The following is an 11217-nucleotide window of genomic DNA, read 5'->3' as shown; positions in this document are numbered from 1 at the left end:
GTCCGGTAGCCCGGGGGCACCCCAACGGCCGGGGCGTCAGTCGAAGTGCTGGTAGCGGGGCCAGGCGACGCTCCACGGCTGCTTGAGCCCCCGGCACAGGAAGATGCCCATGCCCTGCAGTTCGTTGTCGACGCCGACGCCGTTGTCGACGCGGTCCTTCTGCTCGCAGCCGTCGTACTGGAAGTCCATGCCGCGCGGGCCGATGTTCACCATGACCGCGACGCTGGCGTTCTCGGGCGGCGGACCGTACTCGTGGAGCTGGTTCTGGCCGCTGTAGACGCGCGGGATCCCGGCGCGCACGAGCGCGCCGTGCTCGCCGTAGCTGCCGGTCATGACGATGGCCCGCGCCTGGTCCTGCGGCGGCAGCGCGCGCAGCACGTTCTGGACCTTGGCCGCGAACTGCGGCCAGCCGATGGACTCGCGCACGACCTCGTCGATCGCCGGTATCGGGGTGGCGGCCAGCTGGGCGGCCGGGATGAGCGGCAGCGCGATCACGGCCGACACCAGGCCGTTCACCACGAGGAACCCGGTGGCCAGGCGTACCTTGCCCAGACCCGCCGCCTCCACGCTCACGCAGCCCGCCGCGAACAGCAGCAGGATCAGGCCGGCCGTGTAGTCGAAGCGCCCGCCGCTGATCAGCGTCGCCACGGCCGCGGCGGGATAGGCGACGGCCAGCGCCCGCACCCGCCGGTCGCGCCACAGGCGCAGCCAGCCGAACGCGCCGATGATCGTCACGACCGGCCCGAACAGCGTGAGCTGCATGGGCACGAACAGCGCCCGCAGCTCGCCGCCCTTCTCCGAGCTCAGTGCCGCCGCCATCTTGAGCTGCGGCCAGTCGTGCGTGGCCTGATAGAGCAGGTTCGGTACGGCCAGCGCCGCCGCGATCAGCGCGCCACCCCACAGCCAGGGGCTGGCCAGGACCCGGCGCGGCCCCACAGCCACCAGCCCGACCGCGAGGCCCAGCAGCAGCATGACGATCAGGTGCTTGTTGTAGGTCGCCAGCCCGGCGATCACGCCGACGGCCGGCCACCACCGTGGCTGCTCGCGCATCAGCGCCTTGGTCATGAACAGGATGGCCGCCGCCCAGAACGGCAGGTCGAAGCTGAGCGTCAGCAGCGTGTGCCCGGCGATGAAGGTGTAGGCGCCGGTGGCCGTGCCGAGCGCGGCCAGGATCTGCGCGACGCCACGGCCGCCCAGCTCGCGGGTGATGAGCGTGACGAGCACGACGAGGATCGCCGCGGCCAGCGCGGGCAGCACCCTGATCCCGAAGAGCGTGTCGCCGAACACGGCGATCGACAGCTTGGCCGCCATCGGCGCGAACGCGGGCTGATCGACGTACCCCCAGGCGGGGTGCTCGGACAGCACACGGAAGTACATCTCATCGCGGTGATATCCGTAGCTCCCACTGAGCAGCAGCAGCACCGCGAACAACAAGATCGAGATCAACGTGACCGAGCGCCACGCTAGTAACGGGGGGCGTTCCATGATTGCAAAGTTAGCCGTTCGTCAGAACTCCCGTCAGGAGTTGCGCACCCCTATTTGCCGGGCGTTTCGCCCATCTGGGGGCGTCTCGGCGCGGGCGCGTTGCGTGATCATCGCGAGCCGGTTACGCTTGCCACATGCGAATCTCGTTGCAGCTTCAGTGGTGGCGCCGCTAGTAGGCGGCGCGTGATTCGCATTCCTCAACGGACGGCCGCCCCGGAAGGCGGCCTTTCTCGTGTCCGCCCCCGGGGCATCAGTGTCGGTGTTCGATCATCGGTTTTCGACAAGGGGCAGCAGTGGAGACGAGCGGATATACCACCGCCGGGGGCATCGGCGTCGAGCGCGAGGTACGCCAGGTGCCTGAGGAAGCGCTCGAAGAGATCGTGACGGCGCTCGGGGAGAGACGCGGCGGCGCCTTCTCCTCCGGGATGGACTACCCGGGCCGCTACAGCCGATGGGCGTTCGGCTACGTCGACCCGTGCCTGGAGCTGGTCGCCAGGGGCCGCCACATCTCCGCCAGGGCGCTCAACGCCCGCGGCAGGGTCGTGCTGCCCGCCGTGGTCTCCTGCCTGCTGGCCGCCGGCAAGCCCGTCGAGGAGCCGACCGCCGACCACGTCGAGGTCTACGTGCCCGAGTCGGGCGACCTGCTCACCGAGGAGATGCGCAGCCGCCGGCCCACCGTGTTCACCGCGATCCGCGAGGTCATCGCCGCCTTCCGGGGCGACGACCCGCACCTGGGCCTCTACGGCTCCTTCGGCTACGACCTGGCCTTCCAGTTCGAGCCGATCAGGCAGGAGCTCGTCCGCCCCGACGACCAGCGCGACCTGGTGCTGCACCTGCCCGACAGACTGGTGGTGATCGACCGCCAGCGCGAGACCAGCGTCGAGTACCGCTACGAGTTCACCGTCGACGGCGCCACCACCCGCGGCCTGGAGCGCACCGGCGAGTCCGTGCCCCTCACCGAGCCCGCCGAGGTGCCCGCCGACCCCAAGAGGGGCACATACGCCAAGGTCGTGGCCGCCGCCAAGGAGAAGTTCAAGCGCGGCGACCTGTTCGAGGTCGTGCCCGGCCAGGTCTTCCACGCCTCCTGCACCGACCCGTCGGCCTTCTTCCGCGGCCTGCGGCACAGCAACCCGGCCCCCTACGAGTTCATCATCAGCCTCGGCGAGGGCGAACACCTCGTCGGCGCCTCGCCCGAGATGTACGTCCGGGTGAGCGGCGACCGCGTCGAGACCTGCCCCATCTCCGGCACCATCGCCCGCGGCAGCAACCCGATCGAGGACGCCGAGGCCATCCGCACCCTCCTGACCAGCGTCAAGGAGGAGTCGGAGCTGACCATGTGCACCGACGTCGACCGCAACGACAAGTCGCGCATCTGCGTGCCCGGCTCCGTCAAGGTCATCGGCCGCCGCCAGATCGAGCTCTACTCCCGGCTGATCCACACCGTCGACCACATCGAGGGCCGGCTGCGGCCGGAGTTCGACGCCCTCGACGCCTTCCTGACCCACATGTGGGCCGTCACGGTCACCGGCGCGCCCAAGACCTGGGCCATGCAGTTCATCGAGGACCACGAGGCCACCACCCGCAGGTGGTACGGCGGCGCCATCGGCTTCATCGGCTTCGACGGCTCCATGAACACCGGCCTGACCCTGCGCACCGCCCAGATCAAGAACGGCCTGGCGACCGTCAGGGCCGGCGCCACGCTGCTGTTCGACTCCGACCCGGAGGCCGAGGAGCGCGAGACCGAGCTCAAGGCCAGCGCCCTGCTCGGCGCCCTGGCCGCGGTCAACCAGCCGCACGCCAAGCCGGTCGTCCCGGTCCGCGAGCAGCCCGGCCAGGGCATGAAAGTGCTGCTCGTCGACCACGAGGACTCCTTCGTCAACACCCTGGCCGACTACTTCCGCCAGGAGGGCGCCGACGTCGTCACGCTGCGCCACGGCTTCCCCTCGGCCATGCTCGACGACATCGCGCCCGACCTCGTCGTCCTGTCGCCGGGCCCGGGCTGGCCGTCCGACTTCGGCATGTCGGCGCTCATCGATGAGATCTACGCCCGTGACCTGCCGGTCTTCGGTGTCTGCCTCGGCCTGCAGGCGATGGTCGAGCACGCGGGCGGCTCACTGGAGCTGCTCGACTACCCCGAGCACGGCAAGCGCGGCCAGGTCACCCGGCTGGGCGGCGGCGACGCGCTGCTCGACGGGCTGCCCGAGGAGTTCGTCGCGGCCCGCTACCACTCCCTGCACGCCAAGCGGGCCGGCGTGGTCGGCTTCACCCCGACCGCGCTGACGCCCGACGGCAACGTCATGGCGATCGAGGACACCGAGCGGCGCCGCTTCGCCGTGCAGTTCCACCCGGAGTCCATCCTCACCGCCGAGGGCGGCGCGGGCGCGCGCGTCATCGCCAACGTGCTCCGCCTCGCCCGCCGGTGAGGGCCGGGTCTGGGGCGGTTTCCCACGTGCGGACCGGAGCGTTCGCACGTGTGGACCGGAGCGCGCTTTCACACGTGAGGATCTAGCGCGTCTCTCGGGTAGGTAAAACGGCCGCGGGGGCGTGCGGAGGCCACCTAGAGTCTCCGCATGCTCCCCGTAGATCTTCCCGATACGGTGCGTGACGCCCTCCTCGCCCCGCTCGTCGACCACCACTGTCACGGGGTGCGCCGCGACGACCTGTCCAGAGCCCAGTTCGAGCTGCTGCTCAACGAGGGCGGCTGCCCCGCGCCGCCGGGCACCACCCACTTCGACACGCCGATCGGCGCGGCCATCCGCCGGTGGTGCGCGCCCGTACTCGGCCTGGAGCCGCACGCGCCGCCCGCCGTCTACCTGGCGCGCCGGGCCGACCTCGGCGCCGACGAGGTCAACCGGCGGCTGCTGCGGGCCGCCGGGGTCGGGGCGCTCCTGGTCGACACCGGCATGGAGGGCGCCGAGCTGCTGACGGCCGCCGAACTGGCCCGCCACGGCGACGCGAGCGCGAACGAGGTCGTCGGCGTCGAGCAGATCGAGCAGGACGTCGTGGAGATGGCCGAGACGGCCCTCGACTACATGGACAGCCTGGCCGAGGAGCTCACCGCCAGGGCCGCCAGAGCCGTGGGCATGGCGACGGTCATCGGCCATCGGTGCGGCCTCGACTTCGACCCGTCGAGGCCGAGCAGGGGCTCGGTCATCGCGGCGGCCAACCGCCGGTTGTCCGACCCCAAGGAGCCGCTGACCGACCCGATCCTGCTGCGCCACCTGCTGTGGACCGCGGTCGACGTGGCCAGGGACCGCGGCCTGCCGCTGCAGTTCCACGCCGGATTCGGTGATCCGTCCTACTCCGGCCTGCATCGCACCGACCCGGCGCGGATGACCACGTTCCTCAGAGCGCTGCAGCCGGCCGGCGTGCCGGTGGTGCTGCTGCACGGCTACCCGTTCCACCGCCAGGCCGCCTACCTGGCCGGCGTCTTCCCGCACGTCTACGTCGACGCCGGCCTCGCGCTGACCCACAGCGCCGCCGGGTCCGCGCGGATCATGGACGAACTGCTGGAACTGGCGCCGTTCCACAAGCTGCTCTTCGGCTCCGGCTGCCACGGCGTGGCCGAGACCGGCCACCTGGGCGCCCTCTACTTCCGCCGGGCGCTGGCCGCCGCGCTGAAGTCGCGGCTCGACGCGGGGGAGTGGAGCGCCGCCGACGCGGCCAGGGTGGCCCACATGATCGGCTCCGGCAATGCCCGCCGGGTATACCGCCTCTGAACTCCTCCTTGGGTAGGAGGTGCCATCAACTCCACATTCGTGATAATTACCTCACGATGAGTGCGATCGAGATTCGAAACCTTTGCAAGGCGTTCGGACCGGTACGCGCGGTCGACGGGGTGTCGTTCACAGTGGAGCCGGGCACCATCACCGGCTACCTTGGCCCGAACGGGGCGGGCAAGACCACCACCCTGCGCAGCCTGCTCGGGCTGTGCACCGCCGATTCCGGCACGGCGCTGGTCAACGGCCAGCGCTACGTCGAGTTACCGCATCCCCTCAGTGAGGTGGGCGCGGTACTCGAAGCCACCAACTTCCATCCGGGCCGTACGGCCCTCAACCATCTCCGGGTGCTCTGCGCGGCGGCCCGGCTGCCCCGCGAGCGCGCGACGGAGGCGCTGGACCAGGTCGGCCTCGCCGACGTGGCCGGCAAGCGGGTGCAGGTCTTCTCGCTCGGCATGCGGCAGCGGCTGGCGCTGGCCACCGCGCTGATCGGCCATCCCAAGGTGCTCATCCTCGACGAGCCCGCCAACGGGCTCGATCCGGCGGGCATCCAGTGGCTGCGCGGCTTCCTGCGCTACCTGTCCCACGACCAAGGCGCCGCCGTCCTGGTCTCCAGCCATGTGCTGGCCGAGGTCGAGCAGATCGTCGACAACGTGGTGATCATCGCCAAGGGCCGTCTCGTCCGCCAGGGCAGCCTGGCCGAGCTGGTCTCCAACGCCGACGCGGCCGTCAGGGTGCGCACCACGGGGACCGCCGAGCTCGTCCCGGCCCTCGAAGGCGCCGGAGCCACGGTCGACCAGCAGGACGGGTTCCTGCGCGTACGCGGTCTCGGCGCCGAGGACATCGGCCGGATCGCGCTCGACGCGAAGGTCGTGCTGAGCGAGGTCACAACCGAACGCTCCGACCTGCAACAGGTCTTCCTGGAGCTGACGGGGGAGGGGCAGGGCTGATGACGCTGATCAGGGCGGAGCTGCTCAAGCTCCGGACCACCAGGCTCTGGTGGGTGATGCTGGGCGTCACGGTCGCCTATGTGCTCCTGCAGCTCGGTCTCACGATCGGGTTCGCCGGCCAGACCGGCCAGAACGGTCAGCAGGTCTTCCCCAGCCGGGGCACCGTGCCCTTCCAGGAGCTCCTGTGGGGGCTCGGCTCGAGCGGCGCGCTGTTCCCGATGATCCTCGGGGTCGTCATGATGACCGCCGAATACCGCTACCAGACCATCACCACCACGTTCCTCGCCACGCCCCGGCGCGAGCGGGTGGTCGTGGCCAAGCTCGGGGCGGGGGTGGTCGTCGGGCTGGCCTTCGGGCTGATCGTGCTGGCGCTGACCGCCATCGCGGTGGTCGTGTCGGTCCTGCTGTCCGGCGGTGATCTGGTCCTGTCCGCGAAGGTCCTGCGCATCGCCACGGGCGTGCTGCTCGTGCTCGTCCTCTACACGCTGTTCGGTGTCGGGCTGGGCGCGCTGATCAAGAACCAGCTCGGCGCGATCATCGTCGCGGTGGTGTGGGTGTTCATCGTCGAGGCCCTGGTCAACGCGATCCCGGTGTTGCAGCCCGTCGGTAAGTGGACGCCGGCCGGCGCGGGCAGCGCGGTGACCAACAGCGGCGTCGACCTCGGGCTCGGCACCGACTACCTGCTGCCGGCCTGGGCGGGCGCCCTGGTGCTGCTCGGGTACGCGGTGCTCTTCTCGGCGGTCGCCTCGGCCACGACGATTCGGCAGGACATCACCTAGCCGCACCCGGTGGGGTCGTGGCCTTCTCTCCCGCGGTCGTCCGCCATGCAGGCGCCGAGCTTGGCTCCGACGCTCTGCATGGCGTCGGCCAGCGCGGCGACCTGCTCGGGCGACAGGTGGTCGAACAGCACCTCGCGCAGGGCTCGCGCGTGGTCGGGCGCGATCGCGGTGATGACCGCCCGCCCCTCGGGGGTGATCTCGGCGACGCTGGCCCGGCCGTCGTTCTCGTCGGGCCGCAGCCGTACGTAGCCGCGCTCGACCAGCTTGCTGACCCGGTGGCTCAGGCGGCTGATCGAGACGTTGCCCAGGGTGGCCAGGTCGCTCAGCCGCAGCGGCCCGGCGGTCAGCGTGTTGAGCAGGCCGTATTCGATGTGCACCAGCCCGTACGCGCGGAAGGTGCGCTCCACCTGCGGAATGCCGACGAGCATCACCGCGAGCAGGCCCTGCCACGCTCGCTGCTCGTCATGGCCGAGCCCTTCGACCAAGGGACCCCCAGTGTCAGAATCGGCCGACCGCGATGATGACCGCGATCGCCAGCAGTACCAGGTTAACCGCGAAGCTCTCCTTGCGCCGACGGTGCACCTGGGCAGCGACGATCATGGTGATGGCGAGGCCGACCGCCGCCAGGGGCGTGAGGATCGGGGCGATGCCGGTGGCCCAGGGCAGCACCAGGCCGAGCGCGCCGAGGACCTCCACCACGCCGATACCCCTGACCTGCGCCTGGCTGAAGTCATCCACCCATCCCATGCGCGCCTGGAACTTCTCCTTGGGCTGGGTGGCCTTCAGGAACCCTCCTACGAGGAAGGCGGCGGCGAGCAGGATCTGGAGGACCCAGAGGACGACGTTCATAAGTTGTCCCTTCAAGTATCGAGGGTGCTGACTGTAGGGCGAAAAACTTGAAGGGACAAGTGTTCAGCCCCGCCCCGCGCCGAGTCGCGCGCGGGTCCGTGACCTGGTTTGCTGGGGGCCATCACATCGCCTAACCCGAGCGGGGGCTCGCCCATGCGCACCGTCGAACCCGAGGTGTTCCTCGTCGCCCGTCCAGAACTCGACTACGACGAGCTCGCCCGTTACCTGGGCGAGGTCGGCGGCGAGAGCTGGCTGGAGCGGCTCGACCGGGGCGACCTCGACGCACAGAACCTGGCCGAGTTCGCCGGGCGCCTGTGCTACCGCTCCTTCGAGCCCGGACTCAACCCCAACGTCGTGCGCATCCGCGAGGACCAGGGCGACTACCTGCGCAACATCCTGGCCAGCGCCCACGGCTCGGTGCTCGAGCACCTCAACTTCAGCTTCGTGCTGCACAACGTCAGCCGCGTGCTCACCCACGAGCTCGTCAGGCACCGCCCCGGGGTGGCCATCTCGCAGGAGTCGCTGCGCTTCGTCCGCCTCGACGAGCTGCCGTTCTGGTTCCCTGAGTGGGCCCAGTCCGACCCCGAGCTGATGAAGCGGGCCACGGCCCTGCTGGAGCAGATGGAGCAGTTCCAGGTCTGGATGGCCGGCCACTTCGGGCTCGACGAGGAGGGCGTGCCGTTCTCGGAGAAGAAGCACCGCACCTCGTTCATGCGCCGCTTCGCCCCGGAGGGGCTGGCGACCGGCCTGGTCTGGACGGCCAACGTCCGCACGCTGCGGCACACGATCGAGGCGCGCACGGCGGTGGGGGCCGAGGAGGAGATCCGGCTGCTGTTCCAGCACATCGGCGCGCTCATGGTCAAGGAGGCGCCCGCCCTCTTCGGTGACTACGTCATCGAGGACGGGGCCTGGGTCCCCGGCTGGCGCAAGGTGTGAACTGAATCAGCCGGGTCGGCAAGCCGGCGTGATCAGTGCACCTGACAAGCAGGCGTGATCAGGCCAGCGCGGGCATGACGTAGACCTCGGCGCCCGGCGGCAGCGCGCAGTCGAGGCTGCCGAGGCCGCGGGCGTTCTCGCCGCACACGATCATGTTGATGTGCCGGCGGATGCGCCCGTAGTCGTCGCGTAGCCGCTCCTCCAGCAGCGGATGCGTACGCCGCAGCATGTCCAGTGCGGAGCCGAGCGTCGGCGGGGTGTGCTGGTCGGCGGCGACCGCGAAGACCTTCACCTCGCTGTCGCCGCTCACCCACCGGCGCAGCGAGTTGGGCAGGACGAAGACCACCATCATCACGTTCTTGGCCATGGGCTACAGCACCGCCGCACGCACGCTGAGCACGTCGGGCAGGTGCCGGACGACCGTCGACCAGGTGCCGCCGTCGTCCCGCGAGCAGTAGACCTCGCCGTCGCGGGTGCCGAAGAACACCCCCGCCTCGGAGGCGGTCATCGCGTCACGCAGCACGCTCGCGTGCACCGGCCCCTCGGGCAGCCCGGTCTCCAATGGTTGCCAGGTGCCGCCGGCGTCCTGGCTGCGGAAGACCCGGTAGCGGTGATCGACCGGGGTGCGGTCGATGTCGGCGGTCAGCGGCAGCACGTACACCGTGTCGGGCCGGGTGGGATGCACCACGATCGGGAAACCGAAGTCGGACGGCAACGACGAGCCGATGTCGTGCCAGGAGCCGCCGAAGTCGTCGCTGCGGTAGACGCCGAAGTGGTGCTGCAGGAAGAGCCGCTCGGGCTGGGACGGGTGCATGCCCACCTTGTGCACGCACTGCCCGTATTCGGGATATTGCTGGCCCTCCGGCATGAACGGCGCGCGGATGCCCTGGTTGGCGGCCTCCCACGAGAGGCCGCCGTCGTTGGTGCGATAGAAGCCGCCCGTCGACACCGCGACGCCCATGACCTGCGGGTCGGTGGGGTGGCTGACGACCGTGTGCAGGCACAGCCCGCCGCCGCCCGGCTGCCAGTGCCGGCGGTGCGGGTGCTCCCACAGTCCTTCGGCCAGCTCGTAGGTGACGCCGCGATCCTCCGAGCGGAACAGCGCGCCCGGCTCCACCCCGGCCCAGACCACCTGGGGCTCGGCCGGAGAGGGCATGAGCTGCCACACCCTGGTCAGGGTCGCGCCCGTCTTCTCGGGGAAGGCGATGGGGGGACGCTCGGCCTCCTGCCAGGTCTCGCCGAGGTCGTCGGAGTACATCACCGAGGGGCCGAAGTGGCCGTACTCGATGCCCGCCAGGATCCGCGGCGTGGCGGCGCGCGTGTCGATCGCCACCGAGGTCACGCCGACCGTGGAGAACTGGATCGGCGCCACCTCGAACGGGCCGCCGTCCGTCGAGCGGGCGAGGAACAGGCCCTTGCGGGTGCCGATCGCGAGCACTGCGTCGCTCATAACAAGCTCCCATCGCTCCCGTGTTCGCTTCCCGGCCATCGTGCCACGCCGTGACCAGGAGCGCCGAGGACTGGGCGATTTGCCGCGCGATTACTCCCGAGGTAATCGTGCTGCTTCCCTGCTGTTCGGTAGCGTTGCCGTATGGGGTCGGTCAATGGCGCGTTCGCGGTGGGGGATGAGTCGTTCGGGGAGCTGCTGCGATCCTGGCGGCAGCGGCGGCGGGTGAGCCAGCTCGATCTGGCGATCGAGGCCGAGGTGTCGGCTCGCCACGTCAGCTTCCTGGAGACCGGGCGGGCCCGGCCGAGCCGCGAGATGGTGATGAAGCTGTCGGAGGAGCTGGAAGTGCCGCTGCGCCACCGCAACAGGCTGCTGGTCGCGGCCGGGTTCGCGCCGGTCTTCCCCGAACGCGAGGTACGCGCCCCCGAGATGCAGGCCGTCCGGCAGGCCCTCGACAAGATCCTCGCCGGGCACGAGCCCTACCCCGCCCTGGTCGTGGACGCCACCTGGAACCTGGTGGCGGCCAACTCGGCGACCGCCCTGTTCATGGAGGGGGTGCCGGCGGAGCTGCTCAAGGAGCCGGTCAACGTGATGCGGCTGTCGCTGCACCCCGAGGCGATGGGCGGCCGGCTGGTCAACCTGGCGGAGGTACGCGCCCACCTGCTGCACCAGCTGCGCAGGCAGGCGGAGGCGTCGGGCTCGGGGCAGCTGGCCGAACTGCACGACGAGCTCGCCGCCTACACCTACCCCGGCGTGGATCTGAACGTGGTGCACGTGCCGGGCCCGGCCGACCTCCTGGTGCCGCTGCGGATCAGGCACGGGACGCGGATCCTGTCGATGTTCACCACGATCGCCACGTTCGGCACGCCTCTGGATGTGACGGTCGCCGAGCTCGCCATCGAGACGTTCTGGCCCAGCGACGACGAGACCGCCGCCGCGTTCCAGCGGCCCGCCGCCACCTAGCGACGCCGCCGCGTCTGGCGCTGTCACCAGGTCCGTTGCGCGACCGTCTCCGTTACTGTGCCGGTCCGTCATGGCTGGTGTCCTTGGGA

11 protein-coding genes are annotated in these 11217 nt (G+C 70.5%); 6 read left to right on the top strand and 5 right to left on the bottom strand.

Annotated features, from left to right (window positions below; translation table 11 throughout):
• Nucleotides 1-36: 36 nt before the first annotated feature.
• Complete coding sequence (locus AB0C30_RS37785; RefSeq protein WP_357953057.1) at nucleotides 37-1485, bottom strand: glycosyltransferase family 39 protein; 1449 nt, start codon at nucleotides 1483-1485, stop codon at nucleotides 37-39.
• Nucleotides 1486-1778: 293 nt separating this feature from the next.
• Here AB0C30_RS37785 and AB0C30_RS37780 point away from each other — a divergent pair, with 293 nt between their 5' ends.
• The 4 genes from AB0C30_RS37780 (at nucleotide 1779) to AB0C30_RS37765 (ending at nucleotide 6933) form a co-directional block, all read left to right on the top strand.
• Nucleotides 1779-3908: an anthranilate synthase component I gene (locus tag AB0C30_RS37780; RefSeq protein WP_357953055.1), complete on the top strand. Its 2130-nt coding sequence runs from the start codon at nucleotides 1779-1781 to the stop codon at nucleotides 3906-3908.
• Nucleotides 3909-4055: 147 nt separating this feature from the next.
• Entirely contained in the window at nucleotides 4056-5204 is a 1149-nt protein-coding gene (locus AB0C30_RS37775; protein ID WP_357953054.1) for an amidohydrolase family protein, read from the top strand.
• Nucleotides 5205-5260: 56 nt separating this feature from the next.
• The gene (locus tag AB0C30_RS37770) at nucleotides 5261-6154 is read left to right on the top strand and encodes an ATP-binding cassette domain-containing protein (protein ID WP_357953052.1); all 894 of its coding nucleotides are present in this window, start codon (nucleotides 5261-5263) and stop codon (nucleotides 6152-6154) included.
• Nucleotides 6154-6933: an ABC transporter permease gene (locus AB0C30_RS37765; protein WP_357953050.1), complete on the top strand. Its 780-nt coding sequence runs from the start codon at nucleotides 6154-6156 to the stop codon at nucleotides 6931-6933. Before AB0C30_RS37770 ends, AB0C30_RS37765 begins: the two co-directional genes overlap by 1 nt.
• Here AB0C30_RS37765 and AB0C30_RS37760 read toward each other — a convergent pair.
• Nucleotides 6930-7418, bottom strand: coding sequence for a MarR family transcriptional regulator (locus AB0C30_RS37760; protein ID WP_357953048.1), 489 nt, complete (start codon nucleotides 7416-7418; stop codon nucleotides 6930-6932). The two genes, AB0C30_RS37765 and AB0C30_RS37760, sit on opposite strands and share 4 nt — an antisense overlap.
• Before the next feature lie 13 nt (nucleotides 7419-7431).
• Entirely contained in the window at nucleotides 7432-7782 is a 351-nt protein-coding gene (locus tag AB0C30_RS37755) for a DoxX family protein (RefSeq protein WP_357953046.1), read from the bottom strand.
• Between the two features lie 153 nt (nucleotides 7783-7935).
• Here AB0C30_RS37755 and thyX point away from each other — a divergent pair, with 153 nt between their 5' ends.
• A complete protein-coding gene (gene thyX, locus AB0C30_RS37750) occupies nucleotides 7936-8718 on the top strand; it encodes an FAD-dependent thymidylate synthase (protein ID WP_357953044.1) in 783 nt (260 codons plus the stop codon).
• 58 nt (nucleotides 8719-8776) lie between these two features.
• On the opposite strand, the gene AB0C30_RS37745 is transcribed toward thyX, so the two are convergent.
• Nucleotides 8777-9085: a hypothetical protein gene (locus AB0C30_RS37745; RefSeq protein WP_225292858.1), complete on the bottom strand. Its 309-nt coding sequence runs from the start codon at nucleotides 9083-9085 to the stop codon at nucleotides 8777-8779.
• Between the two features lie 3 nt (nucleotides 9086-9088).
• Nucleotides 9089-10168 carry an exo-alpha-sialidase gene (locus tag AB0C30_RS37740; protein WP_357953043.1) on the bottom strand — a complete coding sequence of 360 codons (1080 nt, stop codon included), beginning with the start codon at nucleotides 10166-10168 and terminating at the stop codon, nucleotides 9089-9091.
• Between the two features lie 141 nt (nucleotides 10169-10309).
• On the opposite strand from AB0C30_RS37740, the gene AB0C30_RS37735 reads away from it, so the two are divergent.
• Nucleotides 10310-11128 carry a helix-turn-helix transcriptional regulator gene (locus AB0C30_RS37735; RefSeq protein WP_357953042.1) on the top strand — a complete coding sequence of 273 codons (819 nt, stop codon included), beginning with the start codon at nucleotides 10310-10312 and terminating at the stop codon, nucleotides 11126-11128.
• The last annotated feature ends 89 nt before the right edge of the window (nucleotides 11129-11217 follow it).

The sequence above is a fragment of the Nonomuraea sp. NPDC048901 genome (assembly GCF_040649695.1).
Lineage (GTDB): Bacteria > Actinomycetota > Actinomycetes > Streptosporangiales > Streptosporangiaceae > Nonomuraea.
The sequence above is the reverse complement of the archived record's forward strand: the minus strand, read 5'-3'. Positions and strand labels throughout refer to the sequence as shown.

Coding starts and splice junctions, on each gene's coding strand:
- AB0C30_RS37785 (WP_357953057.1), bottom strand. CDS start 1,485: ATGGAACGCCCCCCGTTACTAGCGTGGCGCTCGGTCACGTTGATCTCG.
- AB0C30_RS37755 (WP_357953046.1), bottom strand. CDS start 7,782: ATGAACGTCGTCCTCTGGGTCCTCCAGATCCTGCTCGCCGCCGCCTTC.
- AB0C30_RS37775 (WP_357953054.1), top strand. CDS start 4,056: ATGCTCCCCGTAGATCTTCCCGATACGGTGCGTGACGCCCTCCTCGCC.
- AB0C30_RS37740 (WP_357953043.1), bottom strand. CDS start 10,168: ATGAGCGACGCAGTGCTCGCGATCGGCACCCGCAAGGGCCTGTTCCTC.
- thyX (WP_357953044.1), top strand. CDS start 7,936: ATGCGCACCGTCGAACCCGAGGTGTTCCTCGTCGCCCGTCCAGAACTC.
- AB0C30_RS37735 (WP_357953042.1), top strand. CDS start 10,310: ATGGGGTCGGTCAATGGCGCGTTCGCGGTGGGGGATGAGTCGTTCGGG.
- AB0C30_RS37770 (WP_357953052.1), top strand. CDS start 5,261: ATGAGTGCGATCGAGATTCGAAACCTTTGCAAGGCGTTCGGACCGGTA.
- AB0C30_RS37745 (WP_225292858.1), bottom strand. CDS start 9,085: ATGGCCAAGAACGTGATGATGGTGGTCTTCGTCCTGCCCAACTCGCTG.
- AB0C30_RS37765 (WP_357953050.1), top strand. CDS start 6,154: ATGACGCTGATCAGGGCGGAGCTGCTCAAGCTCCGGACCACCAGGCTC.